This window comes from Sediminihaliea albiluteola (genome assembly GCF_014077625.1).
GTDB lineage: Bacteria > Pseudomonadota > Gammaproteobacteria > Pseudomonadales > Halieaceae > Sediminihaliea > Sediminihaliea albiluteola.
On record NZ_JACFXU010000018.1, the window covers coordinates 69576 to 94357 of the forward strand.

The window sequence follows — 24782 nt, forward strand, 5'->3', positions numbered from 1 at the left end:
GTAAATTTTCAACTACCGTAACAATATAAGGTGCTACCTTAACTTTGTCGGTATTGAGCTTAAGATAATTACAGAGGTATCGCCGATTGCATCGTATACTATTGAGTAAAAAGTTTGCCCACGAAAGCTCAAATAAAAATACCTTCAATGGGAACTAAAAAAATGCCAACAAAGGATCAAGTCGAAAACGCGATTAATGAGCACTTTGATGCATGGAACGCGATGGACCAAGAGCGTTGGTCCGCTAACTTTTCTGACGATATCGTGTTTGAAGACCCCTACGGCGGCCCATTGAAGACCGGCCGAGATGCTGTTAAACATAGTTGGGAAAACTCATTCAAAGACGGAGCAGTTTGGAAGCTAGAGCCACTGCTCACACAAATTTGTCTCGACCAAGCTGCGTTGGTTGTACGTTCTACTGGGTCCGTGAAGGGCAAGCCAGTGACATTGGAAGGTATAGAAATTTACACTGTTAATGATCAGGGTAAGGTCTGCCATATCCGCACTTACTTCAATCCTCCAGAGGGTTTTGAGTTAGATCCTTATTTTTCCCAAGTCAGTAAAGATTGAGCTTGCTGCACTTAGTGTCGGTAAACCTAATGTTTATTTTGAGGTGTAGCTTGTGATGAGACTGGTTGATCCCTATGCAAAGCCTCAGAGTAAACGGACTTTGCTAGGTAATAAACTGAGTCAGTGGCTGCAATTCTTTCAAAAGTCCCCCTCATGGCCAGAAGATCTAATTTGTCTGCCGGTCTTTAATGAGTTTGGGGAAGAACTTGGTTTTGATATTGTGCGAAGCTCTTATGAAGCCACTCGTCCTCATGAGTTTCTTAAAATGCCTGACTGTACTCTGACTCGTATGGCGGGCATCTATAGCAAACTGTAATTCAGATCAAATGAATTAGCCCTTATTTGAGGGCTTTTTTTATGCCTTTAGCTTGGGTGACTTGGCGAAAAACAGCCTCAAAGTCAGCACTTTTTGCAACTCATTGTTATTATATGCCGAGTTCATATCGCACAATCTCTTCCCGATAATCCGGCCAGAGAAGCTATTTTGTCTGGTAATTTTACGGCATTGGATAAGGTGGCGAGTTTGAGCTTTGAGTAACTCTGTTATTGCTGGATACTTAGTTTTAGTTAACAGAGACTAATCCAAGTCTGTGAGAGATGTTAATGGTGGAGTCAAATACTTCCTCTAAACACGAAGCTGTTCGTTGCCCTCGTTGTGATGACAAGTTTTTCTGTATACCAGGCGCCATATCGATATGCCACTGCTTTGATATAGCGCTTAGCCGTGAGCAGCGAGAGTATATTGCCGAGCGTTGGCAGGGCTGCCTCTGTGGGCACTGTTTAACGACTCTTGCTGGTGCTCAGCGATTGAAAAATTAAGCTGCCTAGCTCTCCAGACATACAAAAAATAGTAGGCCTTAAGCTTGCTCATCGATGCTTGCTTGCTCGTAAGCATTTGCCAAATCTATAAATGCCGCCAAGTATTCAATATCCTTATCACTTTCACGAGTCCCCAGATAAATCTGCTTGGCTATACCGTTGCGGCCTAGGCGCAGCACTGTGAGAGGTAGCCTTGCAGAGTACTCCTCGGCTAACCAGCGCGGCAACGCTGCGACCCCACGGCCACTGGCTACCATTTGCAGCATGATATCGGTGGTTTCACTGGTCTTGTGGCGCTTAGGTGTGACGCCTGCCGGATTCAGAAATTGTGTGTAGATATCCAAGCGATCCTTGGAGACGGGATAGGTGAGTAGCGTTTGATCAGCTAGATCATCTGCCTGCAGATACTTGCGCTGTGCTAGAGCGTGCTGATGGGGGACGACCAAGACCTGCTCATAGTCGAATACCGGCACAAAATGCAGACCTTCACTGTGGAATGGGTCCGGTGTCACTAACAAATCGATCTCGTAATCGAGTAGGGCACCGACGCCACCGAACTGAAACTTTTGTTTTACATCCACATCGACATCTGGCCACTGCGCTAGAAATGGCGCAACGATTTTCAGCAGCCACTGGTAACAGGGGTGGCACTCCATGCCAACGCGCAAGGTGCCGCGCTCGCCCTGAGCCATTTGTTGCAATTTACTTTCGGCGTCGGCCAGTTGAGGCAGTACGCGATTAGCCAAGTTGAGTAAATGCTCACCGGCCTGAGTGAGGCGCAATCTTCGCCCCTCGCGCAACCAAATAGCGATGCCTAAGTTCTGCTCCAGCTTGCGAATACTGTGACTCAGCGCCGATTGCGTGAGGTGCAGCTGTTTGGCGGCTGCGGTTAGCGAGCCCTGCTGATCAACGGCTTGAATCACGCTTAAATGAATACGTTCGAGCATATCAATGCATGAGTAAAATTAATGGTTTGTTGAAAATATACCATTTTCATTCATCTTTAAAGCTGCTTATGCTACTTGCCATCTCGACTAATGAAGTGAACAGGTGACAGTATGGCTCTTATTCATAATCTCGGTTTTCCCCGTATTGGCGCGGGGCGCGAGCTCAAATTTGCTCAGGAAGCATTCTGGAAAGGTCGAAGCTCTGCAGCAGAGTTATTGGCCAGGGCACAAGAAATTCGCGCTGCTAATTGGCAAGCTCAGCAGGCACTGGACTGGGTTCCCCTTGGAGATTTCTCACTTTATGACCAGGTTTTGGATATGAGCTTCACCCTGGGTAATCTACCCGCTAGGGTCGAGCAACTGGAAGGGAGCGAACTGGACCAGTATTTCCGTGTGGCTCGAGGCCGCTCTGCCAATGACTCTGGGTGTAGTGCTATCCACGCGGGTGAAATGACCAAATGGTTTGATACCAATTACCACTATATCGTTCCAGAGCTCAGTGCAGATACTTCCTTCACACTCAATGCTGAGCGCCTATTGAGCCAGTTAGCCGAAGCGCAGGAAATGGCCGTGAAGGCCAAGCCGGTTATTATTGGTCCGGTCACCTATCTTTGGTTGAGTAAAGCAAAAGATGGCTCCAATCGCTTAGATCTCTTACCTAAATTACTGCCAGTGTATCTCGAGTTACTAGACGCGCTAGCACAGGCGGGTGTCGAGTGGTTGCAGATCGATGAGCCCGCTCTTGTTACTGAGCTGGATAGAGACTGGAAGCGTGCTTTCGAGACAGCTTATCGCCGGCTGGCCTCATCTCGCGTCAAGCTGATGGTGGCGACTTACTTCGGTACCCTAGAAGATAATTTATTGCTGGCTTGTAATCTGCCCTGTGATGGCCTGCACGTGGATGCGGTGCGCGGTCGTCAAGAGCTGAATGTCGTGCTGGACTGGCTGCCAGTGGATAAGGTCTTGTCGGTGGGCGCCATCGATGGTCGTAATATCTGGAAAACAGATCTCAACAGCACACTTGAATGGCTTGAGCCTATCGCCAAGAAACTGGCCGAGCGTCTCTGGATTGCGCCCTCATGTTCACTGTTACATGTACCGGTAGATTTGGCTATTGAGCAAAACCTCGATGAGGAAATCCGCCCCTGGTTGGCTTTCGCCAAACAGAAACTGTCGGAGCTTGCTATATTGGGCAAAGCCATTAACGAAGGCCGTGCAGCCGTTGCTGATGAATTAGCTGCTAACCAAGCTGACATTACTAGCCGTAAGCACTCCGAGCGGGTGCACAATACGCAAGTTAAAGCTGCTGTCACAAATATTAGCGCCAATATGGGGCAGCGTCAGAGTCCTTATGCTCAGCGTATCATCAAGCAGGATGCGCACTTGAAGCTGCCCCTGTATCCAACCACTACCATAGGCTCATTTCCACAAACAGCTGAAATTCGGCAATTCCGCTTGCGACGCAATAAGGGGGAGTTAAGCGAGCAGAAATACCAAGAGTATATTCGCGATGAAATCGCTTTTTGCATTAAGCAACAGGAGGCACTCGGTCTAGATGTTTTGGTGCACGGTGAAGCCGAACGCAATGACATGGTGGAGTACTTTGGGGAACAATTAGAAGGTTATGTGTTCAGTCAATTTGGCTGGGTGCAATCTTATGGCTCGCGCTGCGTTAAGCCGCCCATTCTATTTGGTGATATCAGTCGCCCTAAAGCGATAACCGTTGAGTGGACCAATTATGCCCAGTCTCTGACTAATAAGCCCCTGAAAGGCATGCTCACCGGCCCAGTTACGATGCTTAACTGGTCCTTTGTGCGCGACGATCAGCCGCGCAGCGAGTCTTGTCTCCAGCTTGCTCTGGCAATACGACAGGAAGTGCTGGACCTAGAGGCTTCTGGTATTCAGATAATCCAGATTGATGAAGCGGCGCTGCGCGAAGGCTTGCCGCTGCGTCAGTCCGAGTGGCAAAGTTATCTCGACTGGGCCGTAGAGTCTTTCCGGATATGCGCTAACGCTGTCTGCGATGAAACTCAAATTCACAGCCACATGTGTTACTCCGAATTCAATGACATCATTAAAGCAATCGCGCACATGGATGCGGATGTGATTACCATCGAAACGTCACGCTCCGATATGGAGCTGCTGAAGGTGTTTGATGAGTACGAGTACCCCAACGACATTGGTCCCGGTGTGTACGATATCCACTCGCCAAATATTCCCTCGGCCGAGCAGGCCGTGGCTTTGATCAATCAGGCGGCACAAGCCATACCGGCCGAACGCTTGTGGGTTAATCCCGACTGCGGTCTCAAAACTCGGCAGTGGGAAGAAGTCATACCGGCCTTGCAAAATATGGTGTCGGCAGCAAAAACTCTGCGCGAAAATGCCGCTCGGCACACTGCTCCATCATCGGTAACGGGGTAGAGCTGAGCTCGCAGATACAAAAAAAGCCCTGGTTAACAGGGCTTTTAGATGTTCTGGGATGGTGCTGCTTGGTGTTTGGTGGAGGCGGCGGGAGTTGAACCCGCGTCCGCCAGTACTCTGCCTTCGGCTCTACATGCTTAGTTTCCGTTAATTAATTTAGCCTCATACAGCCCAACGGGCAGGACGTAATTGGCGATCCTGAAAAAATTTTAGCAGTTCCACCTCAGGCAGGTTTCACAGCGATCCAGTTCTATATGACAGTCAGTAGCGCGATACTGGCACCTTGCTAAAGACCGCTAGGGCCGAAGCCACTAGGTCGTGCTTTTTCGGACTGCTTACGCAGCCAGTTGAGCACCGTAGTTGTCGTCGTTGGCAACTAATAGTTTGTAGCTTTGGATTAACGTGATTGGCTACCATCACGGCATGCACCTCAGGGTTTGTTACCGTCGTCGAATCCGTATCGCCCCCAGTAGTGATCTTCACAGTATAACCTAACCTGCCTAGACTTCGACTCTATTTATTGTGAAAGTTCCATTAACTTGTTTAGCCCCAGTCTTTTTAGTTGCTTGAGGAGCCCTTATGTCCCCGCGTTACGCCGCTGCCGATTTGATCGATTTGTCCACTGCTTTGTTTATTAAGGCCGGTTTGGCCCCTGAGCGCGCGGCGGTATTAGCTGAAGTTTTCTTAGAAGCCGACTTGATGGGCTTTAGTACCCACGGCATGCACAGGGTGCCACACAACCTGCAATGGTTGTTAGATGGTGAAAGCCGCGCTGTAGGCGATCCTCTGGTGCTGGCCGATCGCGGCGCGCTGTTTAACTGGGATGCTGATTTCTTGCCCGGGCCCTGGGTGTTGCAGCAGGCCGTGGAGGAGGGTTTAGCGCGCCTGCCGGAGCACGGGGTGGTGACAGCAACGATCCGCCGTAGTCAGCACATCGCCTGCCTGGCTGCTTACCTGCCAAAAGTGGTGGAGGCGGGCTATGCGGCGATCATTACTTGCTCCACGCCGGGCCAAAATACAGTCAGTGCCTTTGGCGGTATCGACCCCCTGTTTTCTGTTAACCCTATCGCAATGGCCGCGCCGGGAGAGGAGTTTCCCTTACTGTTTGATATCAGTATGGCAATTACCGCGGGCGGCTATGTCAGCCGGGCCGAGCGCGAGGGCAAGCAGCTGCCAGAGCCCTGCTTAAAGGACCGGCAGGGCAATGTGACGACAGACCCCAGGGCCTTGAGTGAAGGAGGCAGTATCATGCCAATTGGTGGGGCAGCGCATGGCTACAAGGGCGCGGCCTTGTCGATTATGACCGAGGTACTCACTATGGCTTTGGGTGGCTATGGTCGAGCGGATGCCGCGGCGCAGGGTGATGATGAGGCTAACTCGGTGTTTTTGCAGTTGATAGACCCCGCGGCCTTTAGCTCCCTAGAGGGCTTTAAGCAGCAGCTCAGGGCGCTGCAAGACTTGGTTGAGGGCAGTGCGGTGGCCGAAGGCGCTGCTGAGCTGCGCTTCCCCGGCCGCAGGGCTTGGCAGCGGCGCAGTAGCCAGTTGGCTGAAGGGGTGGCGCTTTATCCCACTATTATGGAAGACATAAAGCCTTGGGCAGAGCGCTTTGAGCTGCCACTGCCCGCTGCCTTGTAAGCTAGCGCGTGGGGTAAAGTCTGGCCCAAGTGCTCAATATGGCCGGATTTGACACTGTTGTCCGGGGTTTAGCTTGTCTAGACTCGGACAGACTAGTTGATCAATCACTGGGCGTTGGCCCGATTTGGGAGAAGTCATGCAGTACGATCTAAAAATTATAAATGGCACTGTATTCGACGGTGAGGGCAATGACCCTGTTGTGACTAATATAGCCGTTAAAAACGGCGTGATTGTGGCCTTGGGCGATTGTGAGGGCGATGCCCTTGAGGTCATAGATGCATCGGGCTTGATAGTGAGCCCGGGCTTTATCGACTTGCACACTCACTACGATGGTCAGGCCTCTTGGGATGCTGACTTGCAGCCTAGTATCAACCACGGCGTGAGCACAGTAGTGATGGGCAACTGCGGGGTTGGCTTTGCGCCGGTACGACCTTCGGATCACAACAAGTTAATTCGCCTGATGGAAGGTGTGGAAGATATCCCTGGCACAGCGCTGGCTGAAGGCATTACTTGGGATTGGGAAACACTGCCGCAATACATGGACGCACTGGATGCCAAGCCGCATACCATCGACTTTGCGGTGCAGGTCACCCACGACCCGCTGCGGGTCTATGTGATGGGGGATCGGGCGGTGTTTGATGAAGCGGCCACCGCTGAGGACATTGCCGAAACGCGTCGCCTGACCCGCGAAGCACTAGAGGCCGGCGCGATTGGCTTCACCACAGGGCGCTCAGATGTACACCGCAGTGCCGACGGTGCCTGGACGCCTTCATCTGAGGCCAGTGCCGAGGAGTTAGCTGGCATTGCCAAGGCCTTTGATGGCTTGCAGCATGGCGTGTTGCAGGCGGTGAACGATTTTAACTTAGAGCGCGAAGGGGATACTTTCGATCAAGAGTTCGACATCTTAGAGCGCTTTGCCGCCGCGAGTAATGGTCGCCCCTTCTCGCTGTCACTGATGCAGCGGGACTTTGCCCCCGATCAGTGGCTGCGGATTATTGCCCGCGCTGAACAGGCCGCCAGCAAAGGTATCAATATGCGCCTGCAAACGGCGCCACGGGGTATTGGCGTGACGGTGGGGTTGCAGTGTACCTTCCACCCTTTTATTGGCTTCCCTAGCTATAAGTCGATCTGTCACTTGCCGCTGGCAGAGCAGGTAGAGCGCATGCGTGATCCAGCCTTTAAGGCGCAGCTGTTAAGTGAAAAGTCTGAGCCTATGGCCGGTGATGGCACGCCAGTGCCGCCGATTGCCGATGCCTTGCTAGCAGCAGTGGATTTTGTTGCCAGCAAGACTTTCCGTTTGGGAGAAAACCCCGACTATGAACAGGGGCCAGAAAGCTCAGTGCTGCAGCTTGCCAAAGACAAGGGGGTGCCCGCCCTAGAGATGATCTACGACTTGATGCTAGAGGCAGATGGTAAAGAGCTGCTGTATTTCCCCATCTATAACTATACGGAAATGAGCTATGACAACGTCTACACAATGCTCAAGCACCCGCAGTCGATTTTGGGTTTGTCCGATGGCGGCGCCCACGTTGGCACCATTTGTGATTCGAGTTTCCCTACCTATCTGCTGTCCTACTGGACCCGCGATCGCCCGCGTGGGGGCAAGCTGGAGTTGAAAGATGCGCTAAGGCGCCTGAGCAGTGATATCGCAGATTATTGCGGGATGGCGGATCGGGGGCGCCTAAAGGTCGGCCTAAAAGCCAACATCAATGTGCTGGATATAGAGCAGCTTCGCCTGCACGCGCCCTATATGGAGCAGGATCTGCCCGCCGGCGGTCAGCGTTTACTACAGGAAGCTAGCGGTTATCGGGCGGTGATTGTGGCCGGTGAGGTGGTGCTGGAAAACGATCGTCTGACCGGGCGTTACCCCGGTCGCTTACTGCGGGTGAATCAACCCAAGCAGCGCGAAGCAGCTTAATTACTGCTTCACGTTGTCGCGGATGACGCGCTGCTTCTGGCGGTTCCAGTCGCGGTCTTTTTCGGTATCGCGCTTGTCGTGGCTCTGTTTACCCTTGGCCAGCGCGATCCGGGCTTTGACCAGATGGCCCTTCCAATACAGCTGTGTGCAGACGCAGGTCTGGCCCTTTTGGGAGGTGGCCGCGAGGATTTTGGCTAGCTCCTTCTTGTGCAGTAAGAGCTTGCGGGTCCGGGTTGGGTCGGTCACAAAGTGCGTGGAAGCCGTGCCCAGCGGGGTGATCTGAGAGCCTAGCAAAAAGGCTTCGCCGTCTTTCATCAAGACATAGGAGTCCGTGAGCTGAACTTTGCCCGCGCGGAGGCTTTTCACTTCCCAGCCAGCGAGCGCAACGCCGGCCTCGAAAGTTTCTAATAGCTCATAGTCAAAGGTCGCACGTTTGTTACGCGCGATGACGTTGTCGTTCTTTTTTACTTTCTTCGCTGCCATGGCGCGCATTATACGTAGAACCGCCTGCGGCGGAAGGTGAATCTTCCTCTTTTCATCAGCCAGACGCTGGTGCAATCTTATACCATGAGACCAAAGAGCTTTTTATTGTGACTATCGGCGCAGCGGCTGTCCCCCAACACTGGGGCTCACGCATGACCTTTTTACTGGCGCTGGCAACTTCAGTATTTGGTCTGGGTAACCTCTGGCGCTTCTCTTATCTTACCGGCCAGCACGGTGGCGGTGCTTTTGTGCTGCTGTATGTATTGTGCCTGTTTTTACTGGTGGTACCCATCCTGATTGCCGAGGTCACCATTGGTAATTATGGTCGAGCCAGTCCGGCCTTTGCTTTACGTGAGGCTGCTGACCGCTCGCTGCGCTCCCGTGGCTGGATGCTGGTGGCCTTATTGGCCGCTGCGGCAGCGCTGATACTGCTCAGCTTGCATATGATTGTGGCGGGCTGGGCGATGGAGTTTGCGCGCAGCCTAGGGCAGGGCAGCTTCGCCTCAGCCAGTTTGGTCAACGTTGCCCAGCATTACGAGGCCCTGCTGGATAACCTGCCTCAGCAGCTCTATTGGCAAAGCATTTTTCTGCTGGTGGTGATGGCTGTGGTGTGGGCGGGGGTGAAACGCGGTATCGGCACCTTGGCCTGGCTGCTGCTGCCAACTGTAATAGCCTTGCTGGCTGTATTGGTACGTTTTGCTATGGAGCAGGGCGACCAGAACGCTGCCCGTGAGTTTCTGTTTTCGGTACAGCTGCTAGATTTTAATTGGGCATCGCTGCGCGCCGCTATGGGGCATGCTTTCTATACCTTGGGCGTGGGTGCCGCAGTCGGGCTGTGCTACGGCGCCTATGCGCCGACACGGGTCCCGATTGGTCGCTCGATCATTGCCGTCGCGCTGTTTGATACTTTAGTTGGGGTGTTTGCCGGCTTGGCGATTTTCCCGCTAGTGTTTGCACAGCACTTGGAGCCCGCAGCGGGGCCGGGGTTGCTATTTATCAGCGCGCCCTACGCCTTTGGTAACAGCAGCTCGGGCGAGTTGTTTGGCGTTCTGTTCTTCTTGCTGGCGATATTTGCTGCTTTGGGCGTCGCTGTGGCGCTCATGGAAGTGCTGGTGTCGATGCTGCTGCAGCGGTTCGCGCTGCATCGCTTTACCGCGGTACTGCTCACAGGCGCTGCTGCCTGGCTACTGGCGCTGCTGTCGGTGGAGTCATTGAGTACCACCGCTGAGGGTGAGTTAAGTGTTTTTGCCGCTTTGGAGCGGCTAGCGGCCGATATCTTGCTGCCGCTCAGCGCTCTAGGTATCAGTGTCTTTGTCGGCTGGCGGATGCGTAAATCATTACTGCGAGCTTGTTTGTACCGTGAGTCGGATGCGTTTTTTTCGCTTTGGTACCTCTTGATACGGTATATTGCCCCGCCAGTTATTGTGCTGGTACTGTTGAGCGCCTTCTGGCCCCAGTAGTAGCGGCACCTTCAAGTACTGAGAGCGCAGTCGGAGTTATGACAACCATCAATCGCAGTGCCCTGTTGCCTTATCAGGCGGGGCAGATCTACCAACTGGTCAACGATATTGAAGCCTACCCGCAGTTTATGGATGGCTGTGTCGGTGCCGAGGTCTTATATCGCGATGCTAGTGTAGTAGAGGCGCGTTTGGATCTGTCCAAGGGCGGCATCACTCAGAGTTTTAGCACGCGTAACTTTCTCGAGCATAACGCCGCCATTCGGCTTGAATTGCTGGACGGGCCCTTTGAGCGCTTTCACGGTTGCTGGGAGTTTAAAGCCTTGGGTGAGGCGGCCTGCAAGGTCGCCTTAGAGCTGGAGTTTCGGGCTTCAAACGCGGTGCTGGGGCTGGCGGCATCAAAGCTCTTTGATAAGGTAACCAATAACCTAGTGGATGCGCTGGCTCAGCGTGCGCGCATGGTTTATGGCTAAGCAAATACAGGGCATGAGAGCAGTATGAGCAGTGAAAACAGTATTTTGGTTGAGGTAGCCTACGCGCTGCCTGAAAAGCAGGCGATCGTCCCCTTGCATGTGCCAAGTGGTACCACTGCAATCGATGCGGCACAACTCTCGGGCATTGCTAAGCAGTTTGAGGGCTTGGAGCTTGGCTCTGCCAAGCTCGGCATCTTTGGCAAGGTGGTCGGCCCGCAAACCGTGTTGAAAGAGGGCGATAGAGTCGAAATTTACCGGCCTTTAATTGCCGACCCCAAAGAGGTCCGCAAAGCGCGGGCAGCTCGAGCTAAAGAGCGGCGCGGGGCCTAAAGTAGGCTCACTCGCTCTTGGCTGCTTCGCCGCCGGCCCATTCGGGGCGGTAGTCACCGCGCACATCGCTGAGTGCGTCACCATCAAAATAAACACTCATCTGTGTTTTGCGGATGAGCTTTTCACCATTGCGCATCACGTAGGCATAATCCCAGCGATTTTGGTTAAAAGGGTCTTCCACTAGGGGGGTGCCGAGGATGAATCGCACTTGACGGCGGCTCATGCCGGGCTCTAGCTGATCGACCATGCTCTGTTCAACGATGTTGCCCTGCTCCACGTCGATTTTGTAAACCCCAGGAAAACCCAAGGAGCTACAGGCACTTAGGGTGCCGATGAAAAGCAGGATAAAAAGACTGCGCATGGGCTTAAACTTCCACTTCCGTATTAGGGATGGCATCATACCTCTCCTGAAACACAACGAGAACCCCTCCTATCATGGCTGCTGAAAATCAGGAATTGCGCAAGGCAGGTCTAAAAGTCACTCTGCCGCGGGTGAAGATCCTGCAAATACTTGAAGCGACCGATGAAACCACCCATCACATGAGTGCTGAAGTCGTATATGACGCGCTTCGCGATGCGGGGGAAGACATTGGCCTGGCTACCGTGTATCGCGTATTGGCCCAGTTTGAGGCCGCGGGGCTGGTCACTCGCCACAACTTTGAGACAGGACACTCCGTTTTCGAGCTAGATCGCGGTGATCACCACGACCATATGGTGGTTGAGGATACCGGTGAAGTGATCGAATTTATCGATCCTGTCATTGAAAAGCGCCAGCACGAAATCGCCAAAGCGCATGGCTACGAAATTGTCGACCACTCGCTAGTTCTGTACGTGCGTAAAAAACAAGAAGACTAAAGCTCCTCGCTACGCCTCCTTTTTCCGTGACTTGCTGCGCCTGCAGGCCTTCTAGAACTAAACGTTAGTGATGCTTTTTGTTGAAATTGAGCGGTAAGCCTGCATGTCATCTAATAGACAATATTGAGTATATTTTAATCAGAAACAACGCTCTGCCTGATGATCTCTTGAGGCAGAGGTGGCTTAGAGCTTTACATCGAGCGCCGCCTGCTGCGCTCCTAGCTCAACAGACGATCGCAAACTGTTGTTGAACTTTAGTCTAATGCTAATATCGGAGTCACATATATAAATGAAGATGGCTGATCCAATGAAAAAAACTATAAAAATTTCCGCAGTTTTGCTGCTAACCCCAATACTTGTTGCTTGTTCTGATGGACCCTCCAGTAGTGAAGTGGAAACCTTGATTAAGGCTCAATATACACAAGTAGATAGCCTCATGGAGAGCGCAATGGGGGATGTGGGTGACTCAGAGCTAGCTAGTGCTATGAGTAGTATGCTATCTGGCATGATGCCAAAGCTTGAAAGCGTGAAGAATGTGAGCTGCAATGAATCGGATGCTAAAGACACCTACTTATGCACAGCAGACATCACTCAGAAATTGGGGGCTGAAAGTCAAAGCGATACAGCGAGCTTTATGGTGGTTAAGGTAAATGATGAATGGGTCTTGCGAAATTAACTACCAAAAAGCTTTGCTAAAAAAGCAGAATCAATTTGTGCTTTTATTAGCAATATCTTCAGAATCTGGTCCTCGGTGAATCGAGGACCTTTCATCTATTGCTCTCCTTAGTAGGAGTCACTATTCGTTTTTTTGAGCACTATTGCTTAACGAGTTGTCAGTAATACTTACAACACGAGCTTGTTTAACGCTTCCGGAAACAAAAACACCTACCCCAGTCCCTGACGAAATCCAGTATTTACCCTTTTTAAGCCAAAAAGACGGTCTTGGTGGTAAATAGCAGCTGTGCTCTTGAGGGCTGTACTAAGAACCTTGTCAGAAAACTTTACAGTGGCAGTGTGCTGGAGCTCCCAAGGGCAAAAATACTATTCAAAGTCATTGTTGTTTCTAGCCTTTCTCTTTACTGGCGCAGATATTGCTGGGCATACCTCAGTAAAGAGCTGTGGTTGACGAAAAGTAAGGGTCTTCCACTTTTCAGAAATTAATAGGCAGGATAGAAAAATGAAACAACTACTTTTCAGCTGCTTAATTGCAAGCACTTTATTTGCTGCCGCCAATGCGAATGCATACTACGTTCGCCCTGTCGCACAAATGAACTCTGTTTTTTCGGACGGGCTGATTCAAAATGCTGCCACCAGTGCATCGCAAAACATTGGCAGCGCTGTAAAAGCTAAGGTTGATCTTAATAACGGCACCGGCAAAGCGTTTGTAGATATAACGGGTGCGAATCAGTATGGACAAGCAGTTGCCAGTTTCGGCGATAGGGTGTCGTTCAGTAGTAATGCCGTAGGTACCACTGCGGATTTTTCTTTTGCATTTGACGGTACGATAGATGTTACAGGTGTCACGGGCGGATCATTACAGTACGGCTATTCAACGAATTATTTCGTGTTTGAAGCCGGAAGCGGTGCTACGTTTGCTAATTTTACCTCTCATGGCGGCCACTTAATCGGGCAAAATGAGTTTAATAGTTTCACCAATCCGCTAGCTGATGTATCTACTGTCATAAATGGTATTTTTAGTGACTCTATCGTAATTGGCAGTGTTAAGGACTTTGATATCTTCGCAAGTATCGGAGTGTTCACTTCTACACAGAGCCATACTGGGAATGTAACACTGGACTTTTTTAATACCGGAATCTTTGGCATCGATGTGGCTAGTGGCGTCACCTATAGCTCACAGTCTGGGGTGTTTCTGAATTCAGTGGTTCCCCCGACTTCAGTGCCAGTGCCCGGCACTCTTGCTCTCCTAGGCCTTGGATTGCTCGTCTTAATAGGTCGGCGGCGCTTGGTCCTAAGCGACAAGTAAAACGGGTGCTTTAACGCGACGGTCGAGTCTATGTTTACTCTTTTTACCCTGTTCGTGTAACAAGATTTGCTCGCGAGGCTGCCGTCGCTCCAGCCCATGAACCGTCAATCGCATCAGGGTTCTGATCCAACACAAGGGCTGGCACAGCGCTCGCTATGCCAACCTATCTAAGAAAGACCTAAGCCGCTATCAAGTGCATGGTGCTCCCTGTCGTTTTTATGCCTGAACTTACTTATGTGAGTCCCTGCACCGTAAGGCCATTCTAAGCTGCAGTGGATATCACCACAGTACCCCAAACACAGGGCCTTTTTTTGTTTAGTGAATAAAACTATACTTGTGTGTAAAGTTGCACATATGTATATTTTGTGGGGCGCCCTACTGGCAGAGGATTGAGGCAATGAATGTTGCTAATGAAGTTGTTGAACCAATTGAAAACTTATTTAACCCGGCATCGAATGAGTACTTAGAAAATCCAGCCCCGCAGTTCTTGGCTTTAGCCAGACGCGGGCGTTTGGTGTGGTATGAGCCCTGGCAGGCTTGGATCATGACTCGCATGCCTGACATCATGGATTGCTGGCGTACTGAGTATTTGTCATCAGACTTTTACGATTGGGAGTTTGCTCCTGAGCGTCCACCGGAAGATAAGTGGAGCAATTACGAGCGCGCCATGATTGGCCATAGCCTAGTAGCGGACCACGGTCACCACCGGATGATTCGCAAGGTGGTTTCGCCCGCTTTCTCGCGCAATGTGGTGGATGAGATTCAGCGCCGTATCAAGCCTGATGTGGTCAAGTTAATCGATAGCTTGGGTGATTTAGAAAGCTTCGATTACATCGAAAAGGTCGCTAACCACATTCCCTTTATTACCATCAGCCGAATGGTGGGCTTGCCGGAAAAATACTGGCCTGAAATTAAGCAGGTTGTGCTGACCTTTACCGAAGCTTGGAACCCAACGATCTCTGATGAGCGTCGCGAAGCTGCTCGCCAAGACAGTAACCGAGCCATTGAAATTCTACAGCGGGTGATCGCCGATCGACGCGCCAACCCGGGTGAGTCAGACTTCCTCAGTGTCCTGTTGGAGATCGAAGAAGAAAATGAGTCTTTTTCAGACTGGGACATTATCACCTTGATTCTGGCCCTAATTGGCGCCGGCTCTGATACCACCCTAATTGCGCAGCAGTGGACACTCTATGCATTGCTCAAGCACCCCGAGCAAATTGAAGCGGCACTCGAAACTCCCGATACCTTCTCCAATGCCTTTAGTGAGGTAATGCGCTGGTCCTACGCGTCCAAGATGGGCTTTGCTCGTTACGCGCCGGAGGACATGGAAGTGCTGGGTCAGCAGGTCAAGAAAGGGCAGATGGTGCTGTTAATGCCGCACTTGAAAGATCACGACCCAGAATACTATGAAGACCCTGAGCGCTTCGACGTTAAACGTGAATTCAAACCCGATGTGCTCTTTGGTTATGGCCCGCGCTACTGCATTGGCGCTGCTATGGCTAAACGTCAGCTTTACCTGACCATGGTTGAGCTGTTTAAGCGCTTCCCCAACTTGAGCTTGGAAAGCGAGCCAGTCTTAGATAACTCAGAACATAATGCCGTGGTGTTCCGCGAGCTGCTTGTTCGCACCGGTATTAATAAATAGCGAGGTTTATAAAATGAAAAAACGTTATGACAAGCCCATTCCTTTCGGCTGGTATGCCGTTGAATACAGCTCTGAACTCAAGCCTGGTGACGTAAAAGCGCTGGAATACTTTGGCCGTGAGCTGGTGTTGTTCCGCAGCGAAGAGGGTGAGGCTTCACTGCTTAATGCCTACTGCCCCCACCTAGGGGCACACCTCGGTCATGGCGGTATTGTGAAAGGGAATGCGCTGAGCTGCCCCTTCCACGCCTGGGAATTTAACGGTGAGGGTTACTGTACTGCAGTACCTTACGCTAAGCGTATTCCTCCTAAGGTTGAAGGTAAGCAAGCGATCTTCAGTTACCCAGTGGTTGAGCGTAATCAGATGATTTGGGCTTGGTATCACCCTGAAGGCCTTGAGCCGCTGTTTGAAATTTACGATATCCCTGAGCTGTCTTCCACCGACTGGAGTGAGCTTGATACCTATGACTGGGAGATCAACACCATCATCCAGGAAACCGGTGAAAACGCCGCTGACCTAGCGCATTTCATCACTGTGCACGGCAGCCCTGCTATGCCCGAAGGTGATGTGAGTATGGACGGCCCGCGCCGTGTCACAGAGTTTGACTCTAAGGCACATGTGATTGACGAACAGGGCAATGTGGATCTAAGCGGCGACAACCACGAGTCGATCCACTTGGTATCAGAAGGTATTGGCCCTGGCTTCACCATGCAGCGCTTCTCACGGATGTTTGATGTGGTGTTGATGGGCACCATCACCCCTATCGATGATCAGCGCGTGCACTTGCGCTTTAACTTCACCGTGCCGCGCGAGCAGTCAGAGGGTAACGCCATGATGGCCACTGGCACAGTGCAAGAGATTGTACGTCAGGTGGAGCAGGACATTCCGATCTGGGAGCACAAGGTCTACCTACCCGACCCGGCGCTCTGTGATGGCGATGGTCCTATCGCGAAATACCGCAAATGGTTCCAGCAATTCTACGCTGCGTAAGCGGCGTTTTAAGTCTCTAAGCAACAGACAATACAACGATAAAAGGGTAACGAATAATGAATGAAGTTTTGATGTCCACTCCCGGTGACCACTACAACTGGCCAATGCTGAAAATCCGCTACCTCACCACAGAGGCAGCAGTTGCGGAAGTATTGCCGCCCGGTTTTGAGCCCGGTAGCCGTCCCGAAGTCACCCTGACCGTGTACAACGTGCCGGTGAACGGTGAGCCAGAGCATGGTCTGTTAACGACTGTAAGCTGCAAGCACAAAGGTCAAGAAGGTCAGTTTGCATTAGGTTATGCGATCGACAAAGAAGCTGAAATTTTTATCAGCCAAGAAAAATTCGGTCAGCCAAAGTACCCAGCTGACATTACCTATTACCGTTTGATGGAGCAGGTGGGTGCTCGTGTAACGCACCAGAAATACACCTTCTTAGAGTTTTACGGGCAGGTAACCGAGACTTTAGACAATGGCCCCAACTTCGATGAGCACGAGTTCTGGGTGAAGTACTCACGCAAAGCTCATTACACCGAGCCTGGTTTTGATTTTCCTCCCCACGTTGTCAATGTGGTGAGCAACTACGGCACCGCGCAAAAGCTGAAAGTTGAAGGTGAACTTATCCTGCGCGATAGCCCATGGGATCCGATCAAAGATCGCCTGCCGCCGCAGTCTAAACCTGAAGCCTGGTTGTGGACTCCTGAATTTCTCGGTCGCAGCGTCAACCTGGGTGAGCCTTTAGATGCCGATGCCTTTGAGCCTTGGGCTAGCACTATTGGTAACTCGCGCTGGCGTGGCAGTAACGGCGGTCCGCTTAAAAGCTGAGCGGGCTAAAGTTATAAGTTAATCATTAATTAAGGCATTAAGCATAAAATCGATAAGGAGTTCTTGGATGTCTAGAAGTGTGCGTAATAGGTTCGCAGGCTTAGGTGTACCGAGTTTAACTGCTTTGGCTGTGGCACTGGGTGTTAACCCAGTGCCCACCATGGCACAGGGCGCCATGCTAGAAGAAGTCGTAGTGACCGCTCGTAAGCGGCAGGAAGCGATTCAAGATGTACCGGTATCCATCACAGCGTTTAGCGACACACAGTTGCGTGATGCCGGTATTACCAACATTAAGCATTTGGGTTACCAGGTGCCGGGCTTGCAGATTGACCAGGCAAGTACCGCTCAGATCTGGATTCGCGGTATTGGTCAGCGCGATGACGGCGCGCGAGTTGATGGGCCAGTAGGGGTGTATATCGACGGCCTGTATATGCCGCGCAAGGACGGTCAGCTCTTAGATCTCATTGATGTGCAGAGCCTTCAGGTACTGCGTGGGCCTCAGGGCACGTTGTTTGGCAAAAATACTACCGGTGGTGCCTTGATTGTCACTTCCAAGTCACCTGAGGCAGAGCTTTCAGGTTTTGTTGAAGGCCGCCTAGGTAATTTGAATCGCCAGGATTTTCGTGTTGGGGCTAACGTGCCGCTGATCGATGATAAATTGCTTAGCCGCATCACTCTGGGTTCAACTCAGCGAGATGGCTATCAGAAAAACATCGTCACCGGCCAAAAAGCCTCTTCCGAGGATCGTCAATCTGTTGCACTGCAGCTGCGCTGGGACTCCGGTGACAGCTGGACGGCGGATGCTCTGGCCTATTATGGTGAGGTGCGTGAGGTGCAGCCGGCTACTAACTGTGGCCCGATGACCGCTAGCAGCTACAATGGGGAGGACTCCCTTTACGGCAACCGGATCCTTCCTGGCGACACGGTAGGAGTGGATGCCTTCAATGATAACGATACTCCCCTAAGGCCAGGCTTTGTGGCTAAAAGCCCCGTGGGAGAAGCCGCTTGTTTAGAATCCAACCGCTTAATTAGGAAGCGTAAGTTTGCATCTGAAGTGCCCAAGCTCGCTTACAATGTCGATAACCTGCTGCTTGGTTTGACCTTGGAATGGGAGCTTTCAGACCAATTAAGCTTAAAAAGTATTACCGGGTACAGTGATCAGAAAGTCTTTGGGCAGCCGGGCAACCCAGATAATGATGCGACTGCTCTGCCACTATCGGGTCGTTACCGCAAAACGGGCAGTGATCGCGAGCATTGGTCGCAAGAGTTGCAGCTCAATGGCACAGCTTTTGATCAGCGTTTGAGCTACACCGTCGGTCTGTTTGCGATGCAGGAGGATATCGATGACGGCACCGACACCATGAGTGGTTTGGTTACCGGTTCATTTATTCCCGCTGATATTGCTGGCGCCAACGTGATGGTCATCAACGGACCCACCGCGGAAGATCAAACTTTCTGGCTAGAGAACAATACCTATGCCGCCTTTTTCCAGGGCAGCTATGCGGTTACGGATAACCTTGAGTTGACCGCCGGTGTGCGCTGGACCAGCGAGAACCGTAAGCAGCGAGTGGACGTAGAGATACTCGACGAAGCAGCTTTTTATGCTAAAGCTTTCCCAGCGCTAAATGGTGTGCCTGGCGTGTTGCTACCGATTGAATCTGCCGGTGTAGCAATCGTCGACCCCAATATCATCTTTGCCCAAGACATCTTTACCAAGATCAATAATCAGTTCCCGCCCAATAGTTATAACGGCATGCCGGCACACCAACTGTTGCCAGCTAATACCTATAAAGCTGATAAGACTTGGGAGAAGGTCACTCCTATGGTCAGCTTGTCATATAACCTGCCTGAGTCACTGTTAGGCGATGGTCCGCTTGATAGCGGGATGGTGTATGTCACTTATTCAGAAGGCTTTAAGTCGGGGACCTTCGAGCCAGTTGGCAATGATGGTATGCAGACGGTAGAGCCCGAAGAGGTCGATAACATCGAGCTGGGCTTTAAGCTGGATATGTTCAATAACAGTATGCGTTTGAATGGCGCGGTCTTTCGCACCAACTTTGATGGCATGCAGTTGCGTCAAGTCCAATCTGATTCCCAGGGGATTCCCCGCGTAATTCTGCGTAACGCGTCCAGCACACGCATTCAGGGTGTCGAACTGGAGTGGACCTGGACCCCACTGGACGGTCTGCTGATTATGGCGAGTGGTAGTCTGAACGATTACGACTATTTGAAGTTTGATGAGTATCAGTTTAGCTCTGTGAAACTTCTCACTCAGCAGCCTTTGCCGCTAGTTGATCGCAGCTCGGAGCCCTTTGCTGAAGTACCTGAATTGAGCTACAACCTCGCAGTGCAATACAGCATCAACAGTGATTGGGGTACCTTTACGCCGCGCATCGATTACAGCTATGTGGACGAAATCTTCATGGGGCTCGATGCTGGTGCTGGACAAAACCGAGATCAAGCAACTTTTGATGATTATGGTTTAGTTAATGCGCGTTTGGGCTGGCAGAGTTCTGACGGTCGTATCGAAGCTGCCGCTTACGCGACTAACTTGACTAATGAGCGCTATTTTTTCGGTGCTGCTGCTGTAGGTGACAGTACTGGGGCTTTCCAGATTACCGTTGGCCCGCCGCGGATGTACGGCATTGAGTTGCGCTATAACTTCTTCTAGCCCTGCGGGGCTAGGCATTTCAGCCATAATAAAAGGAACACTCAGGTGAAAGATTTTAATAATAAAGTTGTCGTGGTCACCGGTGGCGCCAGCGGCATTGGTAAAGCACTGGCGCGCGCATTCCTCGCCGCTGGCGCCAAAGTGGTATTGTCTGACGTTGAGCGCGGAGCCCTCGAGGCAACGCGTGAGGAGTTGGCTGCTGGCGGCGCTACGGTGCGCGCGATTGTCACTGACGTATCTAAGCCAGAGTCAGTCAATGCCCTGGCTGATGCTGTGTTTGATGAGTTTGGTAACTGCCATGTACTGTGCAATAACGCGGGCGTGAGTGTCACCAACTCTAATGTCTGGGATACCACACCGAACGATTGGCAGTGGGTGTTCGGTGTCAATCTGCGCGGTGTGGCCCACGGTATTCAGGCTTTTGTGCCGCGCATGCTGGAAGCGGATGAGCCGGGCATTATTATGAACACAAGCTCTGGTGACGGCGGTATTTCACCGCTGGCAGACCAGTCAGTGTATGCCTCGAGTAAAGCGGGTGTGTCCATTATGACTGAGTGTTTAAACGCTCAACTGGTCGGCCAGGGCAGCAAGCTACGCGCCTGTATTTTGTATCCTTCAGGTGGCATTTTACCCACCGGTATCTGGACCACTAAACGCAACCGTCCGGAGGAGCTGGCCCGTGAAAAGCCAGTACCCGAAGGGGGTGAAATGACTTTTGATGAATTCATGTCTGGCATGAAAGAGATCGGGGTCGATTTGCCGGTGCAGGATTTGGATGAGCTGGCACAGTTTACTTTGAAAGGCCTGCTCAATAAGGACTTCGTGATTATGATTGGCCGCGAAGAGATGGAGGAGACGCTAGTGGAGCGGGCTCGTAAGCTCGCTCGCGGAGAGTGTCCAATTGAGCACGGCTTACACGGCTAGCTGCCAGAGAGATCCTTTTTCAAAGGTCTAACTAAGAACGCCAGCCGCTAGGATAGCGGCTGGCGTTCTTGTACGCGGCACCTTGAACGGTACTCAGGCTCAGCGTAGTGAACATCACAATAGTACATGGCTAATTGCAGTCTGCTACTTTAGGCATCACAAGCGTCACTGAGCATCTCTTGGGCATGGGCCAGAGACTGCTCGGTGATTTTTACGCCCCCCAGCATGCGGGCAACTTCTTGGGTGCGCGCATCATCGAGCAGCTGGCTCATAGTTGTGCGGGCGGACTTTTTATCGCTGTGTTTGGTGACCTGTAAGTGCTGATGACCTTGGGCCGCTACCTGTGGGAGGTGTGTGACGCAGAGCACTTGTGTGTCAGCGGCGAGTTTACGCAGCAGCCGCCCGACCACTTCTGCCACCGCGCCGCCAATACCGACATCCACTTCGTCAAAGACCATCGAGGGCAGGCTGCCGCTGCTGGCTGTAACTACTTGAATGGCCAGGCTGATGCGCGAGAGCTCACCGCCGGAGGCAATCTTTCCTAGGGGCTGCGCGACACTGCCGGGGTTGGTGCTAATCAACAGTTCGACTTCTTCGGCGCCCTGAGGCTGGGGTGTATCAAGTGCTCTAGTTTGCAGTGAAACCTCAAAACGGCAGTGCTCCATAGCTAATGTCGCCAGTACGGCACTGGCCTTTTTTTCGAGACTGCGCGCCGCTTTGGTGCGCTGCTTGGATAGTGTCGCGGCATCTTTCTGGTAGCGCAGGGCGAGCTCGCTCAAGCTGCTCTGAAGCTCCTCAATACGCTGGCCGCCATCGGCGAGCCCCTGCGCCTCTTGCTGTAAGCTGGCGTGAATTTCAGTCAGTGCCTCGGGTTTAACCCGGTGCTTGCGCGCAATATCGTGAATTTGCTCAAGGCGCTTTTCTACTTCGACTAAACGCTGCGGGTTGATTTCAACGGCGTCGATGTGGCGCTGAATCTCGCTGTGTGCCTCCTGTAGCTGGATGGCGGCTGAGTCGAGCAGCTCTCGAGCGTTGTTAGCCGCTGGGCTACTGTGGGCCTCGCCCTCCATCAAATGTAGCGCCCTGCGGCTGCCATTTTCATGCTCTTCACAGAGCTCTAGGGCCTGATGAGCAGAGTGCAGAATATTCTCGGCATTGGCTAGTTGCTTGAGCTCTTCGTCGAGGGCATCGAGCTCCCCTGCTTGCAAGTCGAGCTCATTGAGCTCATCAACTTGGTAGGACAGCAGTTGTGCCCGAGCGGTTTGCTCGTCTCTAGCAGTGCTGAGTTGCTCTAGCTCGCGCTGTTGCTGCAGCCACTCTAAGGCAAGCGTCTCGACGGACTTGGCGAGTTTTTGATGCCCGGCAAAGGCGTCGAGTAGCTGCCTTTGTACGCTTTTGCGCAGCAGCGACTGGTGGGCATGCTGGCTGTGAATGTCGATTAACAGGCCACCTAGCTCGGCGCTGTCTTGCAGTGTGGAGGAGCTGCCATTGATATAAGCGCGGCTGCGGCCCTCGCTGGTGACTACTCGTCGCAGCAAGCACTCTTCGCCTTGACACAGGTCGCGGGCCGCTAGCCATTGTTGTGCTGCGGGGTTATCGCTGAGATCGAAGCTGGCGATAATCTCTGCTTTGTCGCTACCATGGCGCACAGCCTTGGGGTCTGCCCGGTCACCTAGACAGAGGCCGAGTGCGTCGAGCATGATGGACTTGCCGGCACCGGTTTCGCCAGTGATTACGGTCATGCCGCCGCTGAACTCCATTTCTAATGTGTCGACAATGGTGTAGTTCTGGATACTGATGTGGGTGAGCATAGTGGGTCGCGCTAGGGGTTTCTTCATTTATACCCTAGTTGTCACGCGCCGAAAACATCAGCTGGGCACAGTGGCTAATTTTTCATCATAGTGCTCGCTTTCCTTGTCATATTTTGTAAAGCCCCAAGACTGTGATACAACATCTTTAAAGCCTTATTATGAGCAGTTATGGCCAAGCTTGATTTTTCTACCGACCTGTCTGAGCGCGCTAGGACGATATTAAAAGCGCTGGTGGAGCGGCATATCCGCGACGGTCAGCCTGTGGGCTCGCGCAGCCTGATGGAGGAGGCCGGCCTGCCGGTCAGTGCTGCCACTATTCGCAACGTCATGTCAGATCTGGAAGAGCGCGGCTTTCTGCATTCACCTCACACTTCTGCTGGCCGTGTGCCAACTGCCCTGGGCTATCGCCTGTTTGTGGATAACCTGTTGCAGGTGCAGCCCTTAGAGTCCGAGGCGCTGCAGGTATTGCGCACGGAATTGAACCCCGATAAGTCCTCCACCGAGTTGGTGCAATCGGCATCGAATCTATTGTCGGCGATTACCGCCCATGCCGGTTTGGTGAGCGTGCCGCGTCCTGAGAGCAACCAGCTGCGGCAGGTGGAGTTTTTGCCCTTATCTGGTAATCGGGTGCTGGTGATTTTGGTGGTCAACGAGCGCGAGGTGCAAAACCGCATCATTCACACCCAGCGGCCATTCACTGAGGCCGAGCTGCGTCAGGCGGCGCAGCTGGTCAACCAGCGATTCGCAGGGCAGGCCCTGTCGCGGGTGCAGAACCAAATTTTGCGCGAGATGGAGGAAGCTCGCAGCCGCATTGACAGCTATTTGCAGGCAGCCCTAGACTTAGCCAGCCAGGCCTTAGATCAAGAAGAGCGTGAAAACGACTACCTCGTGGCTGGTGAGTCCCGCTTAGTGGGCAATGCAAGCGCTGAGGAATTGGATCGTTTGCGGGAGCTGTTTGAGGCTTTTGAGCAGAAAAAAGACCTCCTTCACCTGCTTGAACGTTGCTCGCGTGCCGAGGGCGTGCAAATTTTCATTGGCGAAGAGGCCGGATACGAGGTCTTTGGGGATTACAGTGTGGTGACAGCACCCTATACCGACGGCGCTCGCACTTTAGGGGTGCTGGGGGTGATTGGGCCGACGCGAATGGCCTATGAGCGGGTGATTCCAATCGTTGATGTCACCGCCAGAATGCTCAGCTCCGCCCTGTCTAACTAAAAAACTGCGCCAAAATTGGCGCAGCTCCGCTTTAATTCTCTTCAGCTGCTTGAATTCCCCTCAAACAGCCCTATATCCCATGTAGCAACCGAGACTTACCCAGCCATAGGGAGTATTAGCGTGGCCGACGAAAAACAGAAACAGCCAGAAACCGAAGAGGAGCTGGCGGAACAGCAAGCAACAGAAATACCATCAGCTGAAGCCCAGGCAGCAGCTGAGGATGTAGGCAATGCAAGCGAGCAGAGTGAAGAGGAGCTGGATCCTATCGCTCGGCTTGAAGAAGAAGTGGGGCAACTGAAAGATGCTGCCTTGCGAGCCCATGCCGATGCTCAAAATGCTCAGCGACGGGCCGAGAAGGAAGTAGAGAAAGCGCGTAAATTCGCGCTGGAATCCTTCAGTAAGGAGCTGTTGTCGGTAGTCGACAACCTCGAGCGCGCCTTAGAAGCTGCCGGCGGAGACAACGAGCAGATCAAGCCAGTGGCGGAAGGCGTTGAGCTGACCCTAAAAGGCCTGATGGGAGTGCTGCGCAAATTCAATATAGAGCCAGTAGACCCCCAGGGCGAGCCCTTTGATCCAGAGCTACATCAGGCTATGAGCATGGTGGAGAACCCTGAGGTGGAGCCCAATACCGTCATCGCGGTGATGCAGAAGGGTTACACGCTCAACGGTCGCCTGATCCGTCCTGCCATGGTGATGGTGAGCAAGGCTCCGGCCTAAACAGCAAATTCTGTAGCTTTGGCCTTGAAATATCTCGAATTGGGCCAATATAGAACACAAGATATTTAGATGGCTGGCACAGCTGGCCGAGCAAGGAG

23 protein-coding genes and 1 other RNA gene are annotated in these 24782 nt (G+C 52.3%); 19 read left to right on the forward strand and 5 right to left on the reverse strand.

Features of this window, described 5'->3' with window-relative positions:
• Positions 1-162 precede the first annotated feature (162 nt).
• The 3 genes from H2508_RS13810 (at position 163) to H2508_RS13820 (ending at position 1389) form a co-directional block, all read left to right on the forward strand.
• On the forward strand, positions 163-570 hold the full coding sequence (locus H2508_RS13810; protein WP_182174997.1) for a nuclear transport factor 2 family protein: 408 nt from the start codon (positions 163-165) through the stop codon (positions 568-570).
• A gap of 55 nt (positions 571-625) precedes the next feature.
• A complete protein-coding gene (locus H2508_RS13815; protein ID WP_182175000.1) occupies positions 626-886 on the forward strand; it encodes a hypothetical protein in 261 nt (86 codons plus the stop codon).
• A 287-nt stretch (positions 887-1173) separates the two neighbouring features.
• Complete coding sequence (locus tag H2508_RS13820; RefSeq protein ID WP_220463795.1) at positions 1174-1389, forward strand: cysteine-rich CWC family protein; 216 nt, start codon at positions 1174-1176, stop codon at positions 1387-1389.
• 38 nt (positions 1390-1427) lie between these two features.
• On the opposite strand, the gene H2508_RS13825 is transcribed toward H2508_RS13820, so the two are convergent.
• Positions 1428-2336, reverse strand: coding sequence for a LysR family transcriptional regulator (locus H2508_RS13825; RefSeq protein ID WP_182175006.1), 909 nt, complete (start codon positions 2334-2336; stop codon positions 1428-1430).
• A 111-nt stretch (positions 2337-2447) separates the two neighbouring features.
• Between H2508_RS13825 and metE the strand changes: the two genes are divergently transcribed.
• Positions 2448-4757 (forward strand): 5-methyltetrahydropteroyltriglutamate--homocysteine S-methyltransferase, encoded by a 2310-nt coding sequence (gene metE, locus H2508_RS13830; RefSeq protein WP_182175009.1) that lies wholly within the window; start codon positions 2448-2450, stop codon positions 4755-4757.
• Between the two features lie 76 nt (positions 4758-4833).
• On the opposite strand, the gene ssrA is transcribed toward metE, so the two are convergent.
• Positions 4834-5225, reverse strand: a transfer-messenger RNA (tmRNA) gene (gene ssrA, locus H2508_RS13835).
• Between the two features lie 111 nt (positions 5226-5336).
• Here ssrA and H2508_RS13840 point away from each other — a divergent pair.
• Both H2508_RS13840 and H2508_RS13845 read left to right on the forward strand, forming a co-directional pair.
• Positions 5337-6392, forward strand: a complete 1056-nt coding sequence (locus H2508_RS13840) for an Ldh family oxidoreductase (RefSeq protein ID WP_182175013.1) — start codon at positions 5337-5339, stop codon at positions 6390-6392.
• Positions 6393-6528: 136 nt separating this feature from the next.
• Positions 6529-8310 carry an N-acyl-D-amino-acid deacylase family protein gene (locus tag H2508_RS13845; protein WP_182175016.1) on the forward strand — a complete coding sequence of 594 codons (1782 nt, stop codon included), beginning with the start codon at positions 6529-6531 and terminating at the stop codon, positions 8308-8310.
• Here the strand turns inward: H2508_RS13845 and smpB are convergent, their stop codons facing one another.
• Complete coding sequence (gene smpB, locus H2508_RS13850) at positions 8311-8793, reverse strand: SsrA-binding protein SmpB (protein WP_182175427.1); 483 nt, start codon at positions 8791-8793, stop codon at positions 8311-8313.
• Positions 8794-8900: 107 nt separating this feature from the next.
• On the opposite strand from smpB, the gene H2508_RS13855 reads away from it, so the two are divergent.
• From H2508_RS13855 to H2508_RS13865, 3 genes are read left to right on the forward strand one after another with little or no spacing between them, the layout of a single operon-like run.
• Positions 8901-10253 carry a sodium-dependent transporter gene (locus H2508_RS13855; protein ID WP_182175019.1) on the forward strand — a complete coding sequence of 451 codons (1353 nt, stop codon included), beginning with the start codon at positions 8901-8903 and terminating at the stop codon, positions 10251-10253.
• A gap of 38 nt (positions 10254-10291) precedes the next feature.
• Complete coding sequence (locus tag H2508_RS13860; protein ID WP_182175022.1) at positions 10292-10723, forward strand: type II toxin-antitoxin system RatA family toxin; 432 nt, start codon at positions 10292-10294, stop codon at positions 10721-10723.
• Positions 10724-10747: 24 nt separating this feature from the next.
• A complete protein-coding gene (locus tag H2508_RS13865; RefSeq protein WP_182175025.1) occupies positions 10748-11053 on the forward strand; it encodes an RnfH family protein in 306 nt (101 codons plus the stop codon).
• 7 nt (positions 11054-11060) lie between these two features.
• Here H2508_RS13865 and H2508_RS13870 read toward each other — a convergent pair whose 3' ends face one another.
• On the reverse strand, positions 11061-11453 hold the full coding sequence (locus tag H2508_RS13870) for an outer membrane protein assembly factor BamE (protein ID WP_235965400.1): 393 nt from the start codon (positions 11451-11453) through the stop codon (positions 11061-11063).
• 35 nt (positions 11454-11488) lie between these two features.
• On the opposite strand from H2508_RS13870, the gene fur reads away from it, so the two are divergent.
• The 8 genes from fur to H2508_RS13910 all read left to right on the forward strand — a co-directional run bounded on the left by fur (position 11489) and on the right by H2508_RS13910 (position 20941).
• A complete protein-coding gene (gene fur, locus H2508_RS13875; protein ID WP_182175028.1) occupies positions 11489-11908 on the forward strand; it encodes a ferric iron uptake transcriptional regulator in 420 nt (139 codons plus the stop codon).
• Between the two features lie 289 nt (positions 11909-12197).
• Positions 12198-12584 (forward strand): hypothetical protein, encoded by a 387-nt coding sequence (locus H2508_RS13880; protein WP_182175032.1) that lies wholly within the window; start codon positions 12198-12200, stop codon positions 12582-12584.
• Between the two features lie 501 nt (positions 12585-13085).
• Complete coding sequence (locus H2508_RS13885) at positions 13086-13892, forward strand: PEP-CTERM sorting domain-containing protein (protein WP_182175034.1); 807 nt, start codon at positions 13086-13088, stop codon at positions 13890-13892.
• Between the two features lie 397 nt (positions 13893-14289).
• Positions 14290-15537, forward strand: a complete 1248-nt coding sequence (locus tag H2508_RS13890) for a cytochrome P450 (RefSeq protein ID WP_182175036.1) — start codon at positions 14290-14292, stop codon at positions 15535-15537.
• A 13-nt stretch (positions 15538-15550) separates the two neighbouring features.
• Positions 15551-16525 carry a Rieske 2Fe-2S domain-containing protein gene (locus H2508_RS13895; protein ID WP_182175038.1) on the forward strand — a complete coding sequence of 325 codons (975 nt, stop codon included), beginning with the start codon at positions 15551-15553 and terminating at the stop codon, positions 16523-16525.
• A 56-nt stretch (positions 16526-16581) separates the two neighbouring features.
• The gene (locus H2508_RS13900; RefSeq protein ID WP_182175040.1) at positions 16582-17346 is read left to right on the forward strand and encodes an acetoacetate decarboxylase family protein; all 765 of its coding nucleotides are present in this window, start codon (positions 16582-16584) and stop codon (positions 17344-17346) included.
• A gap of 67 nt (positions 17347-17413) precedes the next feature.
• Positions 17414-20017, forward strand: coding sequence for a TonB-dependent receptor (locus H2508_RS13905; protein WP_182175042.1), 2604 nt, complete (start codon positions 17414-17416; stop codon positions 20015-20017).
• 45 nt (positions 20018-20062) lie between these two features.
• On the forward strand, positions 20063-20941 hold the full coding sequence (locus H2508_RS13910; RefSeq protein ID WP_182175045.1) for an SDR family NAD(P)-dependent oxidoreductase: 879 nt from the start codon (positions 20063-20065) through the stop codon (positions 20939-20941).
• Between the two features lie 149 nt (positions 20942-21090).
• Here the strand turns inward: H2508_RS13910 and recN are convergent, their stop codons facing one another.
• Positions 21091-22779, reverse strand: a complete 1689-nt coding sequence (gene recN / locus H2508_RS13915) for a DNA repair protein RecN (protein WP_328799381.1) — start codon at positions 22777-22779, stop codon at positions 21091-21093.
• Positions 22780-22920: 141 nt separating this feature from the next.
• On the opposite strand from recN, the gene hrcA reads away from it, so the two are divergent.
• Positions 22921-23967, forward strand: coding sequence for a heat-inducible transcriptional repressor HrcA (gene hrcA, locus H2508_RS13920; RefSeq protein ID WP_182175048.1), 1047 nt, complete (start codon positions 22921-22923; stop codon positions 23965-23967).
• A gap of 120 nt (positions 23968-24087) precedes the next feature.
• Positions 24088-24684, forward strand: a complete 597-nt coding sequence (gene grpE / locus H2508_RS13925) for a nucleotide exchange factor GrpE (RefSeq protein ID WP_182175051.1) — start codon at positions 24088-24090, stop codon at positions 24682-24684.
• The last annotated feature ends 98 nt before the right edge of the window (positions 24685-24782 follow it).

Bases quoted from the DNA above. Each gene is read 5' to 3' on its own strand.
- H2508_RS13845 (WP_182175016.1), top strand. From the start codon at position 6,529: ATGCAGTACGATCTAAAAATTATAAATGGCACTGTATTCGACGGTGAG.
- H2508_RS13890 (WP_182175036.1), top strand. From the start codon at position 14,290: ATGAATGTTGCTAATGAAGTTGTTGAACCAATTGAAAACTTATTTAAC.
- H2508_RS13905 (WP_182175042.1), top strand. From the start codon at position 17,414: ATGTCTAGAAGTGTGCGTAATAGGTTCGCAGGCTTAGGTGTACCGAGT.
- smpB (WP_182175427.1), bottom strand. From the start codon at position 8,793: ATGGCAGCGAAGAAAGTAAAAAAGAACGACAACGTCATCGCGCGTAAC.
- fur (WP_182175028.1), top strand. From the start codon at position 11,489: ATGGCTGCTGAAAATCAGGAATTGCGCAAGGCAGGTCTAAAAGTCACT.
- H2508_RS13895 (WP_182175038.1), top strand. From the start codon at position 15,551: ATGAAAAAACGTTATGACAAGCCCATTCCTTTCGGCTGGTATGCCGTT.
- H2508_RS13815 (WP_182175000.1), top strand. From the start codon at position 626: ATGAGACTGGTTGATCCCTATGCAAAGCCTCAGAGTAAACGGACTTTG.
- H2508_RS13825 (WP_182175006.1), bottom strand. From the start codon at position 2,336: ATGCTCGAACGTATTCATTTAAGCGTGATTCAAGCCGTTGATCAGCAG.
- metE (WP_182175009.1), top strand. From the start codon at position 2,448: ATGGCTCTTATTCATAATCTCGGTTTTCCCCGTATTGGCGCGGGGCGC.
- hrcA (WP_182175048.1), top strand. From the start codon at position 22,921: ATGGCCAAGCTTGATTTTTCTACCGACCTGTCTGAGCGCGCTAGGACG.
- recN (WP_328799381.1), bottom strand. From the start codon at position 22,779: ATGAAGAAACCCCTAGCGCGACCCACTATGCTCACCCACATCAGTATC.
- H2508_RS13870 (WP_235965400.1), bottom strand. From the start codon at position 11,453: ATGATGCCATCCCTAATACGGAAGTGGAAGTTTAAGCCCATGCGCAGT.
- H2508_RS13900 (WP_182175040.1), top strand. From the start codon at position 16,582: ATGAATGAAGTTTTGATGTCCACTCCCGGTGACCACTACAACTGGCCA.
- H2508_RS13885 (WP_182175034.1), top strand. From the start codon at position 13,086: ATGAAACAACTACTTTTCAGCTGCTTAATTGCAAGCACTTTATTTGCT.
- H2508_RS13820 (WP_220463795.1), top strand. From the start codon at position 1,174: ATGGTGGAGTCAAATACTTCCTCTAAACACGAAGCTGTTCGTTGCCCT.
- H2508_RS13810 (WP_182174997.1), top strand. From the start codon at position 163: ATGCCAACAAAGGATCAAGTCGAAAACGCGATTAATGAGCACTTTGAT.
- H2508_RS13860 (WP_182175022.1), top strand. From the start codon at position 10,292: ATGACAACCATCAATCGCAGTGCCCTGTTGCCTTATCAGGCGGGGCAG.
- H2508_RS13880 (WP_182175032.1), top strand. From the start codon at position 12,198: ATGAAGATGGCTGATCCAATGAAAAAAACTATAAAAATTTCCGCAGTT.
- H2508_RS13840 (WP_182175013.1), top strand. From the start codon at position 5,337: ATGTCCCCGCGTTACGCCGCTGCCGATTTGATCGATTTGTCCACTGCT.
- H2508_RS13865 (WP_182175025.1), top strand. From the start codon at position 10,748: ATGAGCAGTGAAAACAGTATTTTGGTTGAGGTAGCCTACGCGCTGCCT.